Origin of the sequence: Gracilibacillus salitolerans (assembly GCF_009650095.1) — a bacterium.
GTDB lineage: Bacteria > Bacillota > Bacilli > Bacillales > Amphibacillaceae > Gracilibacillus > Gracilibacillus salitolerans.
This window is the reverse complement of sequence record NZ_CP045915.1, coordinates 3,102,054-3,120,296: the sequence shown is the minus strand read 5'-3', so window position 1 is coordinate 3,120,296 and position 18,243 is coordinate 3,102,054. Positions and strand designations below refer to the sequence as shown.

At 35.0% G+C, this 18,243-nt stretch carries 20 protein-coding genes; 19 read left to right on the top strand and 1 reads right to left on the bottom strand.

The features are described 5' to 3' along the window. Positions 1-9: 9 nt before the first annotated feature. The 6 genes from GI584_RS15060 to GI584_RS15035 all read left to right on the top strand — a co-directional run bounded on the left by GI584_RS15060 (position 10) and on the right by GI584_RS15035 (position 3,880). On the top strand, positions 10-483 hold the full coding sequence (locus GI584_RS15060) for a DUF5643 domain-containing protein (protein ID WP_153791722.1): 474 nt from the start codon (positions 10-12) through the stop codon (positions 481-483). Beyond that, the gene (locus tag GI584_RS15055; RefSeq protein ID WP_153791721.1) at positions 476-1,072 is read left to right on the top strand and encodes a DUF5044 domain-containing protein; all 597 of its coding nucleotides are present in this window, start codon (positions 476-478) and stop codon (positions 1,070-1,072) included. Before GI584_RS15060 ends, GI584_RS15055 begins: the two co-directional genes overlap by 8 nt. Before the next feature lie 209 nt (positions 1,073-1,281). Further along, the gene (locus tag GI584_RS15050; protein ID WP_153791720.1) at positions 1,282-1,764 is read left to right on the top strand and encodes a hypothetical protein; all 483 of its coding nucleotides are present in this window, start codon (positions 1,282-1,284) and stop codon (positions 1,762-1,764) included. Positions 1,765-2,165: 401 nt separating this feature from the next. Beyond that, on the top strand, positions 2,166-2,699 hold the full coding sequence (locus GI584_RS15045) for an NUDIX hydrolase (RefSeq protein ID WP_153791719.1): 534 nt from the start codon (positions 2,166-2,168) through the stop codon (positions 2,697-2,699). A gap of 483 nt (positions 2,700-3,182) precedes the next feature. Then, positions 3,183-3,320, top strand: a complete 138-nt coding sequence (locus tag GI584_RS15040) for a hypothetical protein (RefSeq protein ID WP_194842005.1) — start codon at positions 3,183-3,185, stop codon at positions 3,318-3,320. Between the two features lie 83 nt (positions 3,321-3,403). Then, positions 3,404-3,880, top strand: a complete 477-nt coding sequence (locus GI584_RS15035) for a VanZ family protein (RefSeq protein ID WP_153791718.1) — start codon at positions 3,404-3,406, stop codon at positions 3,878-3,880. 197 nt (positions 3,881-4,077) lie between these two features. Here GI584_RS15035 and GI584_RS15030 read toward each other — a convergent pair whose 3' ends face one another. Continuing rightward, on the bottom strand, positions 4,078-5,097 hold the full coding sequence (locus tag GI584_RS15030) for an NADP-dependent oxidoreductase (RefSeq protein ID WP_153791717.1): 1,020 nt from the start codon (positions 5,095-5,097) through the stop codon (positions 4,078-4,080). 365 nt (positions 5,098-5,462) lie between these two features. Between GI584_RS15030 and GI584_RS15025 the strand changes: the two genes are divergently transcribed. From GI584_RS15025 to GI584_RS14965, 13 genes are all read left to right on the top strand, one after another. Next, positions 5,463-6,158: a response regulator transcription factor gene (locus tag GI584_RS15025; protein WP_100359943.1), complete on the top strand. Its 696-nt coding sequence runs from the start codon at positions 5,463-5,465 to the stop codon at positions 6,156-6,158. Continuing rightward, positions 6,158-7,537 carry a two-component system histidine kinase PnpS gene (gene pnpS / locus GI584_RS15020; RefSeq protein ID WP_153791716.1) on the top strand — a complete coding sequence of 460 codons (1,380 nt, stop codon included), beginning with the start codon at positions 6,158-6,160 and terminating at the stop codon, positions 7,535-7,537. The genes GI584_RS15025 and pnpS overlap by 1 nt, the downstream gene beginning before the upstream one ends. 118 nt (positions 7,538-7,655) lie before the next feature. Further along, the gene (gene hflK / locus GI584_RS15015) at positions 7,656-8,660 is read left to right on the top strand and encodes an FtsH protease activity modulator HflK (protein WP_100359945.1); all 1,005 of its coding nucleotides are present in this window, start codon (positions 7,656-7,658) and stop codon (positions 8,658-8,660) included. Continuing rightward, positions 8,650-9,582, top strand: a complete 933-nt coding sequence (gene hflC, locus GI584_RS15010; RefSeq protein ID WP_100359946.1) for a protease modulator HflC — start codon at positions 8,650-8,652, stop codon at positions 9,580-9,582. Before hflK ends, hflC begins: the two co-directional genes overlap by 11 nt. Positions 9,583-9,730: 148 nt before the next feature. Next, entirely contained in the window at positions 9,731-9,952 is a 222-nt protein-coding gene (locus tag GI584_RS15005) for a hypothetical protein (protein WP_100359947.1), read from the top strand. Between the two features lie 228 nt (positions 9,953-10,180). Beyond that, entirely contained in the window at positions 10,181-12,820 is a 2,640-nt protein-coding gene (gene polA / locus GI584_RS15000) for a DNA polymerase I (protein ID WP_153791715.1), read from the top strand. Between the two features lie 13 nt (positions 12,821-12,833). Continuing rightward, complete coding sequence (mutM, locus tag GI584_RS14995; RefSeq protein ID WP_153791714.1) at positions 12,834-13,661, top strand: DNA-formamidopyrimidine glycosylase; 828 nt, start codon at positions 12,834-12,836, stop codon at positions 13,659-13,661. Positions 13,662-13,729: 68 nt separating this feature from the next. Next, positions 13,730-14,317: a sporulation membrane protein YtaF gene (gene ytaF / locus GI584_RS14990; protein ID WP_100359950.1), complete on the top strand. Its 588-nt coding sequence runs from the start codon at positions 13,730-13,732 to the stop codon at positions 14,315-14,317. Between the two features lie 124 nt (positions 14,318-14,441). Then, positions 14,442-15,041: a dephospho-CoA kinase gene (gene coaE, locus GI584_RS14985; protein WP_153791713.1), complete on the top strand. Its 600-nt coding sequence runs from the start codon at positions 14,442-14,444 to the stop codon at positions 15,039-15,041. Between the two features lie 246 nt (positions 15,042-15,287). After that, on the top strand, positions 15,288-15,665 hold the full coding sequence (gene speD / locus GI584_RS14980; RefSeq protein ID WP_153791712.1) for an adenosylmethionine decarboxylase: 378 nt from the start codon (positions 15,288-15,290) through the stop codon (positions 15,663-15,665). A 293-nt stretch (positions 15,666-15,958) separates the two neighbouring features. Beyond that, positions 15,959-16,348, top strand: coding sequence for a cytosolic protein (locus tag GI584_RS14975; protein WP_100359953.1), 390 nt, complete (start codon positions 15,959-15,961; stop codon positions 16,346-16,348). A 21-nt stretch (positions 16,349-16,369) separates the two neighbouring features. Further along, positions 16,370-16,843, top strand: coding sequence for a transcriptional regulator NrdR (gene nrdR, locus GI584_RS14970; RefSeq protein WP_100359954.1), 474 nt, complete (start codon positions 16,370-16,372; stop codon positions 16,841-16,843). Positions 16,844-16,859: 16 nt separating this feature from the next. Beyond that, positions 16,860-18,233, top strand: coding sequence for a replication initiation and membrane attachment family protein (locus GI584_RS14965; RefSeq protein WP_228552250.1), 1,374 nt, complete (start codon positions 16,860-16,862; stop codon positions 18,231-18,233). Positions 18,234-18,243 lie beyond the last annotated feature (10 nt).

Genomic DNA, 18,243 nt, shown 5'->3' with positions numbered 1-18,243 from the left:
GTTGATGTAATGGGAATATGGATCCGGCGCTTTATAATAATAGCTTGTGTGATTGCACTTATACCGAATATTATTTCGTTTTTTTCAGGGCTAACTAATGAGTTACCAGAGGATATTAAAGGTAACGTGAATAACGGGGATGCGGTACTGATTGATTTAGATAAAAAGGTAAACTTTGAAAATGATGAGATTTTGTTTAAACATCTTGTATTAGGACCTGATGACACCTCATTAATTTTTGAGGTACACTCCGATGAAAATGGATGGTCATTTCCTGGATCTGCACTTGCATTAAAGGATAAACAAGGAAATACTTATCGAAGAACAAGTGGCTCTTCTTCAGGTCGTACATGGGGGCAGTACACGATTAATAATTATGAACCTCTGAATGCAGGTTTAGAAACAATAGTAGTAGATTTCGAATGGTTTGATCGGATGTTTCAAACGGAGTTTTCATTAGATCAGGGGGAAGGTAATGAATAGAGAAAAAATAAAAGCGATAATAGAATGGACTATTGCATTTCTATTAATTTTTATTGTTATTAAAGACTCCCCTTATTTTAGTTATTACGAACTTTCGCCAGAAGCAGCATTTGAAAAATCTGAACGAACTTATTATTATGGTCCATCAGAGGTATTAGAGAAGGTAGATTTAGATGATGTCCAAATTTTCCTATCAAAATATAAGAACTGGTTTTCAGCTACTTTAGTTAACAAACATGCTGGTATTTTTTGGGGACCAGGTAGTGGTGTTGGTGGAATGGAAATTAAAGACGACCAAGATATTACACATTCTTGGGGTGGTACCTCCATTAAAGAGGATTACATGTTGATGCGATATTATGGTATTGTTACTGACCCAGAAATAAATAAGGTGGAACTAGATGTTGCAGAAGGGTATGGTTGGGATGAAGAAGTCCCTGCAGAAGATATTGTGACGTTAGCTTATCAGTTAAAAGATCATCGCATGTTTTTATTCCATTGGAACGAAGTGGAAAATAACTATCTCAGTATTGCTTTACGAGGGTTGAATAGCGATGGTGAAGTTATTTATGAAAAAGACCTAAGGTGAGTCTATTAGAAAAATGGAGTAAAACATTAAGCTAACCGCTAGCAAGAGTTAAACAAGATAATCGTAAAATTGGCGATCTCTTTCATTTGAGTGATAAAACATATTCAAATAATGGTGAAAAAATTCCTAAGAAAAATAAGAGCTTTTAAAGGAGATTACTGGATATTTCTTGTAATAAATAATAGACGTATGCATAAGGGATGTGAGTTATGAACAAAATATTATCTTTGGAAAATTTCCAAAGAGAACGTAAGTATTTAATGATTAACGGTAAGAACATAGAACAAGATTTGTTTCGTTTCCATTTTGAAAATGGTTCTCCTCAAGAAGTAATTTCTAAATTACAAGAGTATCAAGGAAAAGATGGTGGTTTTAGAAATATGGGAGAGGGACATTCCATTATTACAAATGGAATGGATACTAGTATGGCTTTTCAATATCTTAGTGAAGTAGGTGCTACATCAAACGACGAAATCGTACAGAAAGGTATTCAATACATAATTGGAACTTATGACTATGAACTAAATTGTTGGCATGCAAGACCTAATGAAACAAGTCAGTACTGGCTAGATAATCTTTGCGCTGAGCTAGTCGGTTATTTATATGAATATCGAGAATTAGTGCAAGTGACTTTAAAAAAATGTTACCCAACAAGCTATGGCTTCTCTGACTACCATTCGAACTTCAGATGAACCACAACAATTTGGTGTATTAAAAGGAACAAATATGACGACGATAATCTCTTTAGCTGGACTCTGCATCGCTTTTCTTCCCCTAGGAGTTCAAGTTTTGAAAAGTGGAAGCATGCCAAAATGGAAAACCGTTCTATTATACGTAATCATTATTGTATTGTTCCTTAGTTCCTGGTTATTCATGAGTGAAATGGAAAGACCTAATTAATTGATATAGTACGTGAAAAAAACATTTTTTTAATAAACAAAGCTACTTTCATTTTAGACAATACGACAAATATTTTAAGAAGAGTTTTGGCTATTGCAGAAGGGAAACTTGGAAATTGGTATGGTAAATATTTTGACTAGAGTAATACTTGTTGTTGAAATGATAAGACAAGATAGCATTAAGGAGTGGGGGTATGGAGACGTGGGATATTTACGACAAGGACAGAAAACTGACGGACAAACAAATGAATCGTGGGGATACGTTCGAACAAGGTGCTTATCATTTAGTGATTCACGTCTGTCTATTTAATCAACTTGGAGAAATGCTGATTCAACAGCGACAACCAGATAAGGAAGATTGGAAGAACATGTGGGACATTACCGTAGGAGGTAGTGCTATAGCAGGTGAAACCAGTCAACAAGCTGCACAAAGAGAAGTAAAAGAAGAAATTGGTTATACACTTAACCTTCGAAATAGGCGCCCTTCTCTAACTGTTAACTTTGAAAATGGATTTGATGATTATTATCTTATTGAAACTGATTTAACTATCTCAAACCTTTCTCTACCGACTGAAGAAGTGAAAAAGGTAAAATGGGCGTCGAAAGATGACCTCATTAATATGATCTCAGAAGGTTTATTTATTCCTTATCATGGCCCATTGATTGCATTATTATTTGATATGAGATACAGCATGGGAGCGCACAACCAAAGAATAGGTCGCATTTAAAATGATTTTCTTTTTTCACTAACGGGTGGCGTTTCCAAACAGTAGTTGGAAAGCTTTTTCACTTATGGGCAGATTTACTTAATAACAAATGATTTATTTGTAGTAATAGGAAGGGGATTTGATGAGAAAGTATGTTGGAATTTTTTCAACTCCTTTGTAATCAGTATTATTCTATTATTTATTTTTAGCAGCTTCTTTGATGGTGGAAACCATATAGAAACAGTATTGTTATCTATTGGTACGGTCATCATATTATTGCTGTGTTACTTAATTTCTATAATCCATTATCTTATAAATACACAACATCCACATAACAATGAAGAAGAGCCAAATATTTCAGCTGTTTCAGTAGATAAAGATAAAAGTCATTACTGAATATATTCTTCAACTATTGAGGGCGAATGCTTAACAAGAATATTCGCCTTATTTTGTTTAAGTAAAGGGCAGGTGAACTTTAATAACAATTTGAAATGAGGAATAAGAATGATGAATATTCGTGTTTTAAATGAAACTGATGCTTCTATCTATCAAGAATTACGATTGAATGCTTTAAAGATCAATGCTGAAGCATTTGGCTCAACATATGAAAGAGAAGTACAATTTCCAATTGAAGTAAGGTAGCAGTACTGTTTTAATAGTGAAACAGTGAATAATTAATATTGCTTGGACATAACTTCCTATATTAAGGAGGTGAGTTTATTGAAATGTTAGTTGTTAATATTAAATCTAGACAGTACGTTATCTTACTGTTTGGCTTATATATTATGACCGTATTATTTTTAAGTTGTGTTGATATTGAACTTCTTTTTTCTGGCGGACTTATTATTTTTCAACCATTAATTGATGTATCCCATAATCTAATACCACTTACAACTATTAAAACCTATTTATTTAATTTTCATAGCTATAACTTTGATATTTGGTTTTATAATACAGTAGGCAACATATTATTATTCATCCCAATGGGAGCTTTACTTCCCATCCTTTTAACAAAAATAAAGAAGTTCTTCTTCCCAACAGTTACTATCATAGTGTTTTTTAGCCTTACTGTCGAAACGGTTCAATATGCTTCTAAATTAGGGGTATTTGATGTAGATGATATCACATTAAATATATTAGGTGGATTTATAGGGTTTTTGATTTTTATTTTATTTAAAAATTGGAAAAAGTCATTCAATTAACGGGTAGCGATTGTTGAAAAAGAATTAAAAGGTTGATACATATTATATATGAATAAAATGTATCAACCGTTTTTTATAAATAACACTCAAAATTAAAGCTGCACTTGGTTTAAAAGTAGTGGACAAAGTTAAATCTGATAGCAATATAAGTTTGTGTTAAATACTATTTTAAAGTATTTATTCTCCTGTTTAAGTTATTAACTAGATTGATCTGCAACCTTTACTAACAGTTTTCCGATATTGTTTCCTTTAAATAAATCAAGAAAAGCATCTGGGATATTTTCAAAACCTTCTTTGATTGTTTCTTGATATTGTAATTTTCCTTCTTGTAACCATTTTGCCAGTGATACTGAACCTTCAGGGAATTGATTTGCAAAATCACCTACCGTAAAGCCTTGCATTAGGGCGCTTTTCTTAATAAGTGTTGATTGCACACGAGGACCAAGATCGTGACCTTCCAGATTATAACTAGATATAGCACCACAAATTGGGATACGTGCAAATTTATTTATATGCGCGAGTACTGCATCGCTGATTTCTCCGCCGACATTATCAAAGTAAACATCTACGCCGTTTGGACAAGCTTTTGTCAAATCTTTCTTAAGACTTGATGTAGTTTTGTAATTGATTGCCTCATCGAAATGTAATTCTTCTGTTAAATATTGAATCTTCTCATCTGAACCAGCAATTCCAATAACTCGTGCGCCTTTTATTTTGGCAATTTGGCCAACTACTGATCCGACTGCACCTGCAGCACCAGAAATAACAACAGTTTCACCTTCTTTTGGCTTACCAATCTCAAGCAATCCAAAGTATGCTGTTAATCCAGTCATACCTAAAATGCCTAAGTGAGTTGAAATAGGTGCAATATCCTTGTCTATTTTTCTAACTTCCGTTTCTTTTGCAGTGTAATACGTCTGCCACCCATATCCACCAATGACAACATCACCTTGAGTAAAATGATCAGATTTAGATTCAATCACTTCTCCAATTACTCCACCTTCAATAACTTTATTCAGTTCATATGGAGCCACATAAGAAGGTGTATCAATCATTCTTCCACGCATATACGGATCAACAGAAACGTATAATGTGCGTAAAAGAACTTCACCGTTTTCTGGTTGACCTATACCTGTCTCTACAAATTGAAATGTATTGTTATCTGGTGTTCCTATCGGACGCTCCGCTAAAAGAATTTGTTTCTTTTTGTTATCCATTGTGATCTCTCCAATTCCTTTGAAAATTTTTTTAACTTATTTTAAAGTAACAAAATATCGAAACGGAATGAAATTAGATGCTCGTATTTTTAGTGATTTTATAACAAGCAACGATTTAAAGAACCGATTCAGCCGATAGGGATGAGAGTAAACAGAATCAGGATCATTACTTCGTGTATTTATTGATGATGGTGGTCGATTTAAAAAATTTTCCATTTTGCTGTGTTATTGTTAAGATACAATTAATAATGTAAAGAAAAATTTACATGTTATTGGAATTTTTGTTGTATAAAGCTATTCACAATAGATGCACGTACATGTATGATTAAGGTAATATAGATAAAATAAGATGGGGTGCTTTTTTTATGGAAGAGAAAGTATTAATCGTTGATGATGAACAATCTATTGTAACCTTATTACAATATAATGTTGAAAAGTCTGGATTTAAAACGGATACTGCTTCCGATGGAATAGAAGGATTACATAAAGCAGCTACCGGAGAATTTGACTTAATTATATTAGATTTAATGTTACCGGGTATGGAAGGCACAGAAGTATGTAAAGCTTTAAGACAGAAGCAAATAGATACACCTATTCTAATGTTAACAGCAAAAGATGACGAATTTGATAAAGTGTTAGGACTGGAACTGGGAGCTGACGACTATTTAACAAAACCATTTAGCCCGAAGGAAGTAGTTGCAAGAATTAAAGCAATCTTGCGTAGATCTAGAAAACAAGAGGGAGCGGCAGATCAACCATTTATTAAAATTTCAGACTTGCTTATTTATCCGCAACAATATGAAGCTACGATCAAAGGTGAACCTCTCAGCTTTACCCGTAAAGAATTTGAACTATTGCACTATCTCTCTAAACATAAAGGTAAAGTGCTTTCACGTGATCAATTACTGAGTGCAGTCTGGAATTATGACTTTGTCGGTGATACAAGAATCGTAGATGTGCATGTTAGTCATTTACGTGAAAAAATCGAACCGGACACGAAACATCCAGTTTATATCAAAACAATCAGAGGACTTGGTTATAAAATGGAGGAGCCATTTTAATGGACGCCAAAAAACGAATAAATCTGTTTTATCGCTACATTTTAATGATGGCTTCTGTATTTATTTTAATTGGTATTGTTGTTTTACCCCTTACCTCTGAAGAGGAGCAATTTTTTGTATTATTTTCTTTAATTATTGGTTTCATTATATTATTAGTGTTAATTTATCATATGTTTGAAAACTATGTTCGTCCGATACGAGCTTCGATTAATGTTACAAACGAACTTGTAAAAGGTAACTATAATGCTAGAACATATGTGAAACCACATGGTGAAGCACAACAGCTGAGTAATGCAATTAATGTGTTAGCACGAAATTTACAAGAAATGACTATCCAGGAAAAAATGCAAGGAAGTCAATGGAAGACAGTTATGAATAACATGGAAAGCGGACTGATGTTAATTGATGAAAGAGGATACGTTCATTTGATCAACCGAAAATTCATGCAAATGTTTGGAAATAAATCTGTTGACTTTATAGGCTTTCTGTATTACGACGTGTTAAAGGATGAGACGATACACAATGTGGTGCAGGAAACATTTTTATACGAAGAAAAAATGACAGGTAATTTTACCAAAACCATAAAGGATGAGAAACACTATATTGAAGTAGTAGGTGCACCTGTTATTAATGATGTAAAAGATTTAAAAGGAGCAGTACTTGTATTCCATGATATAACAGATTTGAAACGCGTCGAAGAAATGCGGAAAGATTTTGTAGCTAACGTATCTCATGAATTAAAAACTCCGATAACATCGATTCGAGGCTTTGCTGAAACTCTTTTAGAAGATGAAGCAGCAGATGACGAAATTAAAGAACAATTTCTAACGATCATTTTAAAAGAAAGTACTCGATTACAATCTTTAGTACATGATTTACTTGAATTGTCCAAAATAGAAAAAGAAGAATTGAAGCTTTCAACCAAACTTATAGAAGTGGACGAATGGTTGCAAAGCAGCTTGACGTTAATGGAGCAACAAGCAGGTAAAAAATCACTTCAATTTACAAAAGAAATAAAACCAGATATTTCGTTTCATGGTGATCCTGATCGATTACAGCAAGTGGTACTGAATTTAATGTATAATGCCATTAATTATACGCCTGAACAAGGGAGTATTTTTCTCCGTGTTAATGAAAGCGATCATGAAGTGATAATAGAAGTAGAAGACACTGGGATTGGCATACCAGAAGAAGCAAGACAACGTATCTTCGAAAGGTTTTATCGTGTGGACAGAGCAAGAAGTCGCAACACGGGGGGAACTGGCTTAGGATTAGCAATAGTAAAACATATTGTAGAAGCACATCAAGGAACGATAGCAGTTTCCAGTAAAATAGGAAAAGGCTCGTGCTTTACCGTGAAAATACCGAAAAAGTGGTGAGAGAATGGATAAGATTCTTTCATCATTTTTTTGTAAAGAAAATGAAACTTTTCTGTAACATCTTACGTATGTAGTGAATGTATGGTAAAGTTGCAGAGGAAGTAAAGAAGGGGGAAATATGATGACATTAAAGCAAATTTACAGCTGGATTGGGATTGTCGTAGCTGTAGTTGTCTTAGGTTTATTTGCAGCAACAAGCTGGTATACAGTAGATGAATCAGAGCAAGCTGTTTTAATTACTTTTGGTAAAGCAGAAGAAGGAACGACAGAACCAGGTCTTCATTTTAAATTGCCTTGGCCAATTCAAACAGTAGAAACATTATCAAAGGAAACATTCAGTTTGAACTTTGGTTATGATCCGGAACAAGCAGAAAACGCAGATGTAGTGCGGATGATTACCGGTGATGAAAATATACTTCAAGCAGATTTAGTTGTTCAATGGAAAATAATTGAGCCAAGTAAATACTTATTTAATTCAGATGATCCACAACAAGTTCTTTATAATGCTACATCCGCTTCCTTAAGAAGTATTATCGGATCGTCAACAATTGACGATGCATTAACAGATGGAAAGGCAGAAATAGAGAATGAAGTATTGGACTTATTAGTATCTCTTATGGAAGATTATGAAGTAGGTATTGCTATTCAGGATGTTAAACTGCAAGAAGTAGATTTACCGAATGAAGAAGTACGTCAAGCCTTTATGAAAGTAACAGATGCACGTGAAACAATGAATACAAAGAAAAATGAAGCAGATAAATATCGTAATGAGATTTATGAGGAAGCCCAAGGGGAAAAAGACGCAATTATCTCAAGAGCTGAAGGAAATAAAATTGAAAGAATTGAAATTGCTAGAGGGAATGTAGCAGAATTTAACGCATTATACGATGCTTATGATAGTAATCCAGATATCACAAGACAGCGACTGGTTTTAGAAACACTTGACGAAGTCTTGCCAGATGCAAACATTTATATTATGAACGATGATGGAAATACGTTGAAATACTTACCTTTAGGTGAAAATACATCAACTACATTACCACCAGCAACTGAATCCTCCGATAGTAATCAATCAGAGAATAATACTGAGGATAGTGAGGAGGAAAATAATAATGACAGATAATAATAACGTTCATGAAATGAAGAAAATGACACCGAAAGAGATTAGAAGATTAATAAAAATTGGTCTTGCAATTTTACTTACTGTAGTCGTTCTAATCGTTTTTGCCAGTAGTATGTTTGTTGTCAAAGAGGGAGAATATAAAGTGGTTCGCCAGTTTGGAGAAGTGGTTGCTATTAAAGACGAACCTGGTCTAAAGTTTAGGATACCGATATTACAATCGATTACAACGCTCCCTAAGAAGAAGTTAGTGTATGACGTAATGGAACGTGAAATCAATACATTAGATAAGAAACGTATGATTATCGATAATTATGCGATTTGGGAAATTACGAATCCGGCATTAATGATTGCAAATGCCCGAACTGAAATGGGTGCAGAAGCAAGAATGGGTGAATTTATATTTTCTGTTATTCGCTCAGAACTAGGTGCTATGGATTACGATGAAATTATTAATGATGAAGGAAGCACTAGAGGTGACCTTAACGAAAGAGTCAAAGATCGTGTTAATACGCTATTAGAACGAGATAACTATGGAATAGAGGTAGACGATGTTCGAATCAAACGAACGGATTTACCAGAAGAAAACGAACAATCTGTTTTTAATCGTATGATCTCTGAACGTGAAACAAAAGCTCAACAATACCTATCCCAGGGGGAAGCGGAAAAAAGCAGAATTACAGCAAATGCTGACCGTGATGTAACAGAAATGTTATCGAAAGCAAATGCGGAGGCAGAAGAAATCAGGGCAGAAGGGGAATTAGAAGCAGCAGAGATGTATAACGAAGCATTCTCCCAAGATCCAGAATTCTATCAACTGTATAGAACACTTGAATCTTACAAAGAAACAATCGACGGTGAAACAACCATCATTATCCCACAAGGATCCCCATATGCTGATATATTGTTAGGATATATCGAATAATTAGAAAAATAGACCAACCCGTTTCTTCTTAATTGAAACGGGTTGGTCATTTTTTTAGAGTAAATTATATAATAATTCACATTATACATAAACTGCGAAATAACTTTGGCGTGGGTAAGCTTTATTCCATTCTACATGTTGAGGAGTGATGTCCGACACACTGGAGTCTGTTCCTTGGATAAACATCTCCCTTCCTTGGATAAATGATGATATCCAAGGAATAGAAGAAGATATCCAAGGAAGAGCAGCGTTTATCCAAGGAGCAGAAGAAGGTATCCAAGGAAAACGAGCATTTATCCAAGCAGCAGCACACGAATCACATTTTCGCAATTACCTCCAGAAGGAAGGGAGACCACCCGATCCAAAGTGAATTTTCATTACTTCGCAGTAGTTATCTAATTCGCATCAATTATTTAAAGAATGGGCGGATGTTATGTAATCTAGAATGATTATATACTAAAGACATGGATGATTTAATTTCTATGCTAGAAAGTTTATATTGGGATAACTGGAAACTAGAGTAACGAAAGTTTTTATAATCACTCGCAATCATGGTAAAATAAAAACAATGTATAGAATCAAAAAGGAGACCGGCAAAATGACGAATAAACTGATTTTAATTGATGGAAACAGTATCGCCTACCGTGCATTTTTTGCGTTACCACTATTAAATAATGATAAAGGCGTATACACGAATGCAGTGTATGGCTTCACAACCATGTTATTACGAATTTTGGAAGAAGAACAACCGACACATGTACTCGTAGCATTCGACGCCGGAAAAACAACATTCCGCCACAAGACGTATCAAGAATATAAAGGTGGACGTGAAAAAACTCCGTCTGAGCTAAGTGAACAGTTTCCCGTTTTACGAGAACTGTTAGATGCGTTTAACATTAAACATTATCAGCTGGAAAACTATGAAGCGGACGATATAATTGGTACAATTGCTAATCAAGCAAAAGAACAAGATTGGCAGGTAAAAGTAATTTCGGGTGACAAGGACTTACTACAGCTTGTTTCAGACAAAGTCGACGTCCGCCTTACCAAAAAAGGTATTAGTGATGTCATGACCTATACACCTGAAACATTAATGGAAGATATGGAGGTCACACCAGATCAAATCATCGACCTGAAAGGATTGATGGGAGATAAATCTGATAATATTCCAGGTGTCCCAGGTGTTGGTCAAAAAACAGCTGTCAAACTTATAAAGCAGTTTGAAACTGTAGAAAATTTGTATGAACATTTAGATGAAGTCTCGGGGAAAAAGTTAAAAGAGAAGCTAGAAGCAAATAAAGAGGAAGCTTTTATGAGCAAAGAACTTGTGACGATAAATCAGCAGTCACCGATTGAAATAGTAGTTGATGATACGGTATATGAAGGGTATACCGATCAAAAACTGAAGGATGTCTTTCTTGATTTAGGCTTTAAGTCTTTATTAAATCGTATTGACGGAGATGTGGAGGAAGATGGTCAAGCGGTATCATTAGAAGATATTACATACGATAATATTACAGAAATTTCTAAGGATATATTTACAGGACATGATGCGTTTGATATCGAAATACTCGATGAAAATTACCATACAGAGAAAATGATCGGTGCTTCTATTGTGAATGCTAATGGGAAATATTTCATTCCGCTATCCGTTCTCGAAAACTCAAAAGAGTTCAAAGAATGGGCAGAAGATCAAAGTCAGAAGAAATATGTATTTGATGCAAAGAAAATAACTGTCCTCTTAAATCGTTTATCGATTTCAATAAAAGGGATTGCCTTTGACATTCTATTAGCATCTTATCTGATTAATCCATCTGAGAATAACCATGACATTCCAGCGATTAGCCACCGATTTGGAGAGAAAAATGTCCGATTCGATGAAGAAGTCTATGGTAAAGGAGCGAAAAAAGGCATACCAGAAGAGAATAAGCAATGGGAAGAGCATATTGTCCGAAAAACCAATATGATTTATCTACTGAAAGAACAGATGGAACAAGCATTAAAAGAGAATAAGCAATTGGCACTGCTCATGGATCTTGAGTTGCCACTTGCGCTTGTTTTAGGTGAAATGGAAGCAACCGGTGTGAAGGTGGATAAACAACGTCTGATTGACATGGGTGAAGAATTAAAGGCTAGTCTTACCACTTTAGAAAAAGAAATCTATGAGTTAGCAGATGAAAAATTTAATATTAACTCACCAAAACAGTTAGGACCAATCCTTTTTGAGAAATTAGAGTTACCTGTAATTAAGAAAACTAAAACGGGATATTCTACTGCCGCTGATGTATTAGAGCAATTACAAGGGAAGCACGCGATTATTGATAAGCTATTATTATACCGCCAATTGAAAAAAATAGATTCGACTTATATTGCAGGATTATTGAAAGTAATTCATGAAGATACAAGTAAAATCCATACCCGCTTTAATCAAGCATTAACGCAAACTGGAAGATTAAGTTCGATTGATCCTAACTTGCAAAATATCCCGATAAGAATTGAAGAAGGACGAAAGATCCGCCAAGCATTCATTCCATCAACTGAAGGTTGGAAGCTGATTGCGGCAGATTACTCGCAAATTGAATTACGCGTGTTAGCCCATATTGCCAAGGACGAAAAATTACAGACTGCTTTTAAACAGGATAAGGATATCCATACCCAAACCGCTATGGATGTATTCCATGTGGCGGAAGAAGAAGTCACTTCAAATATGCGACGACAGGCCAAGGCAGTAAACTTCGGTATTGTATATGGTATTAGCGATTATGGTCTGTCACAAAGTCTAGGGATTACAAGAAAAGAAGCGAAATCGTTTATAAACCGTTATTTAGAAAGCTATCCGGGTGTGAAAGAATATATGGATGAAATCGTACAGGAAGCGAAGCAACATGGCTATGTCACAACGATTATGAATAGAAGAAGATATTTACCTGATATTACAAGCAGAAACTTTAATCAGCGTAGTTTTGCAGAACGAACAGCAATGAACACACCTATTCAGGGTAGCGCTGCTGATGTCATCAAACTTGCAATGATTGACCTGGATCAACAGTTGAAAGAAGGAAATTATCAAGCAAAATTGTTACTACAAGTACACGATGAATTGATTCTGGAAGTACCGGAAGAAGAAATAGAAGCCATCGCTAAGCTTGTTGTCGAAGTGATGGAAAATGCAATAGAACTAAGTGTTCCTTTAAAAGTCGATGTCGAGCAAGGATACACATGGTATGATGCGAAATAAGGAGTTATAGAAAATGCCAGAATTACCTGAAGTAGAAACGATTAGACAAACGTTAATACAGTTAGTAATTGGAAAAACAATTGAATCAGTCGATGTATATTGGCCAAAGATCATTCAAGAGCCAGATGATGTCAAACAATTTATTACATTTCTACAAAAACAAACCATTCATGATATTCGCAGGAAAGGCAAATTTTTGTTGTTTGATTTGGACAAGCATGTCTTAGTATCTCATTTGAGAATGGAAGGGAAATATGGTGTGTATGATTACAAAGAAGAGGTTGTGCCACATACACACGTAATATTCCATTTTACGGATGGAACAGATTTACGTTATCAGGACGTTCGTAAATTTGGAACAATGCATTTACAGGAAAAGGGAACGGAAACAACGAAGAAACCACTTGTTTTGTTAGCAAAAGACCCATTAGAAGCTGATTTTTCGCTGCAAGACTTTAAAGAAAAAATTCAAAAAAGTGAACGTAATATTAAAAACATTTTACTAGATCAATCGGTGGTAGCAGGGTTAGGTAATATTTATGTGGATGAGACACTGTTTTTGGCAAGAATTCACCCATTAACAAAAGGTATAAGTGTAACAGATGAGCAAGTGATACAAATTAAACAAGCAGCTGTTATTACGTTACAGGATGCGGTACAACAAGGTGGGACAACGATTCGATCGTATGTCAACTCCCAAGGGCAAATCGGAATGTTTCAACAGCAGTTAAATGTGTATGCCCAAAATGATAAACCTTGCAGTAATTGTGAAGATACCATTATGAAAATAAAAGTAAATGGCCGAGGGACACACTATTGTCCGACATGCCAACCGATTTAACATTCTCACAACTTTTTTCATTACACCATATAATACAGAAATGACGTATGAAGGAGTAATGAAAGAAGATGATGTTAACCTTACTTATCATAGCAATTAGCATTGATAGTTTTTTAGTGGCATTTACGTACGGATTAAGAGGATTGACGTTACCAGTTAGAGAATTGCTGAAAATTTCGGTGACGGTTGGGATAGCCTTTGCAATATCAATGCTATCAGGTTCGTTTTTATCTTCTGTCATCTCAATTCGTTCCACGGAAATAGTGGGGGGATTTATTTTGGCGTTAGTAGGTGTCATCTTATTATCTTCCCTATTTCAGGAAAAAAAGAAGAAAGAAATACCTTTTCTTATTAAAATCCTAAAGAAGCCAATGGCAGCTGATATTGACCGCTCTGGAAGAATTAATGGTGTGGAACCATTTTTGATTGGGATCGCCTTATCCTTAGATTCTTTTGGTGCTGGGATCGGGATTTATATGTTGGGAGCTTCCCCGATTTTTACTCCGATATATGTCTTTGTCATAACCGTCGTATTTCTGTTATTAGGCGTGAATGTTGGTAAATATTGTGCAAATATTAAAGGATTAAAGAAAATGTCTTTTATCCCCGGGTGCCTACTTATTATTATTGGGATCTGGAAAATGGTAGTAGTATAAAACGGGCTTTTCGCAACTGGGAATAACTCTAAAGCGATAGAAGTATCCCAGTTGTGCCGTTATATTTATGAATACTGCGGCTTCTTTTGGTTGGACAAGCCGTCAGTAAAAAGGATGATAAAAATTGATTATTGGATTAACAGGCAATATAGCAACAGGCAAATCAACGATTAGTAACATGTTTCAAGCTAAATTTCAGATCCCTGTAATTGATGCAGACATTGTTTCGCGTGAGGTAGTAGAACCAGGAGAACAAGCACTGGAAGAGATTGCTGCAACATTTGGTGAAGATATATTATTGGAAGATGGAACGTTAAACAGAAAAAAACTAGGATCGATTATATTTCAGGATGAAACGAAAAGAGAAAAATTAAATGCGATTGTTCATCCGGCCGTTCGAAAAAAAATGCTCTCTACAAAAGAAGAACTACTTCAACAAGGAAATCAAACGATTGTGATGGATATTCCGCTTTTGTTTGAGAATAATCTTACATATCTAGTGGAGAAAACGATTGTAGTTTATACATCGCACCAGATTCAATTACAACGGCTTAAGGAACGAAATCAGTTGTCTGAAAAAGAAGCCATAGAACGAATGAACAGTCAAATGGATATCGATAAAAAACGGGAATTGGCTGATGCCGTTATCGATAATAGTGGCTCCATTGAACAGTCAGAAAAGCAATTGAAAAATATCCTCCAAAAATGGGAATTAATCCAATAGATATGTAAAAAATACGAAAGAATCTATTTTTGCCTTGTCAAATTCGACAAAAATAGATATAATCTTTTTGCACATATTTTGCAGCTAAGTCATGTAATCTTATGATAAGCTTGTACGAGAAACTTTTGAATAATGGCAACCGTCGAATGAATGCTTAAAGGGTTAGGACCTCCTTGGACTAACTTTCCCCCGTGGCATATCAGGCATTATTATTCGAAAGAATTTGTGGAAAAGGGGGAGTAATACATGGATACAATGGGAAGACATGTAATAGCGGAATTATGGGAATGTAATATTGATATGTTAAATGATATGGATCGTCTCGAAAAAACATTTGTAAATGCCGCTCTAAAAGCAGGTGCTGAGGTAAGAGAAGTTGCTTTTCATAAATTTGCACCTTTTGGTGTAAGCGGAGTAGTCATTATTTCTGAGTCCCATTTAACCATTCATAGTTTTCCTGAGCATGGTTATGCAAGTATTGATGTCTATACTTGTGGAGATATTATTGATCCTAACGTTGCGGTTGCATATATTGAAGAGCAATTAGAAGCCAAATCGACAGAAAAAGTGGAAGTGCCTAGAGGTATGGGTGCTGTCCAAATTAAAAATACAAAAGTACAATAACTAGAAACTGAAAACGTGAGAACCCGTTTCGAGAACTAATGAAACGGGTTTTTACATTTCTGTAATAAGAACTAGTACACAAAATAGATAAACTACGAAGTAATTACCCATTAAAAGGTTCTTTCCCCATTCGGGGGTGAACGGCTAAGAAGGGCTAACTTATTTTTTTGTCCATTTAGTTTGGGTGTTCTTTTGTCTAGTAACTCGCTGTTTCTAATAAAGATTAATCGTTTTCTTTACAAAAACATGTTACAATAAAAAGTAAACAAAAATACATAATGAGGTGTAAGTTTATGTCATTTCGTAACACATTAAATAAGAATTTTAATAATCACTCCGAAACGAGAGACAAGCACTGGGACCCTGCACTAAAAACACATTATTTTAAAACAACAAAGGATAAAGCATTTGATAAATTAGAACCACTTTTTAGCAATATGAAAGAATGTCAAATCGTAGGTATTTCCAAGGAACATGGGGAAATCAGCTTTAATTATAAAGCAGGTAGAAAAGTGTTTGTTATTATGACTATTATTATGGTAAGACCTTATCGTACGGCAATAGATATTTCTGCCACAACAGAATCTGCGGTACCTTTTGATTTTGGATACAGCCATAAATTAATTCCTAAACTTTATGATAAAATAAAGAAAGAACTAGACTTTATTGGTACGAACGAATAATGTAACGAAGGATGATTGAGATTGCGATGTCCACATTGTCACTATAAAAATACAAAAGTTTTAGACTCAAGACCAATAGAAGAAGGCCGTTCGATTCGAAGAAGAAGAGAGTGTGAATCTTGTGATTTTCGTTTTACTACTTTTGAAAGGATCGAAGAAGTACCATTAATTGTAGTTAAAAAAGAAGGTACAAGAGAAGAGTATAGTCGTGATAAATTAATGCGCGGCTTAATTCGCGCATGTGAAAAACGTCCAGTAGCGCTTGAACAGTTAGAAAATATCGCAGTGGAAATTGAAAAAGAATTACGTAATCGAGGAACATCAGAAGTGAAAAGTGATGAAATCGGTGAAATGGTGATGGATCGATTAGCAAATGTCGATGAAGTAGCGTATGTAAGGTTTGCTTCTGTTTACCGACAATTTAAGGATATCAGTGTGTTCTTAGATGAATTGAAAGACTTAATACGGCATGATAACAATGATAAGAACGAGTAATGGATAGGAAGGGGCTATGTATATGGAACTCGGCGATATCGGAAAAATACTCCCATCAGAATTATATATAGTCGAAATGTCTCAGGCACTTCCACTTTCCTACACGAACGCATTGACACACCTTTATCAACCTCTTATCGGTATTGATGCGCTATCACTTTATCAAACACTATACACGGAGTCGACGTTTTCTTCGAGCTATCAAACACATCATATGTTGATGAATTATATTGGGTTGCCTTTAGATCGTATTTACAGAGCGAGAAGAAAACTTGAAGCAATCGGTCTATTGCAAACTTTTGAACAAGAACATGAAGAACATAAGGGTTATTATTACCTTTTACATCCGCCTCAATCACCAGCTCGTTTTTTTGAGAATGATTTTTTGAGTCACTTATTGTATCATCAACTTGGAAGTGACAAGTATAGAAAAGTAAAACAGGCTTTTGTTAAACAAGACAGCGAAAAGAAAGAACAAAAAGAAACAACTGCAAGGTTTGAGGAAGTATTTCAACTTGTTGATCAACAACCAAATGCATCGCAATTACAGGCAGAAGAGTATGTAGTGGAAGTGCCAATACAGGAAAAAGTTGACTTTGCTTGGTTAGAGCAAATGTTAAAGCAGCGGATGTTGCCGGTTCAATCCATCTTAACTCCTGCTACAAGGAAGTTAATCAATCAGATGTATGTAGCATATGATTTGCACAATCAAGATATAGAAAAAGCATTGATTTGGTCGATAAATGACGAAAATCAATTGCAAACAGAAGAGTTCAAAAATGCTTGTATGGATCTTATTAGTGGATCAAATAAGCAAGTTTCTATACAAGTTAGTTCTGATAAACAAAAATTACCTGACAAATCATCACAAGCAACAACGAAATCGAAAGAAGAACAATTTATTGAGATGCTTGAACACATATCGCCAAGACAATTATTAGTGGATCTTGCAGATGGAAACCAGGCGTCACAACAAGATTTGAAAGTGGTCAGTGAGGTTATGACAAGCCAGGGCTTAAATCCAGGTGTCATGAATGTATTACTCCATTATGTTCTATTAAAAACAGATATGAAACTTTCTAAAAGCTATTTGGAGAAAATCGCTAGTCACTGGGCTCGAAAGAATGTAAAAACAGTAAGACAAGCTATGACGCTTGCGAAGTCTGAAAATAAGAAATATCAGCAATGGACAAATAATTCGCAAAGTAATCAACGATTCCAATATAAAAATACCAAGAAAGACATTGTTCCGGATTGGTATAAAAAGCAAAAACAACAAACCAAACAACAGACAAAGAGAGACACATCTTCAGAAGAAAAAGAACGAATAGCAAAAGAAGCGGATGAAATGCTTGCCCAATATTTAGCGCAGCAAGCGAATGAGGAATAGGGTGATAATC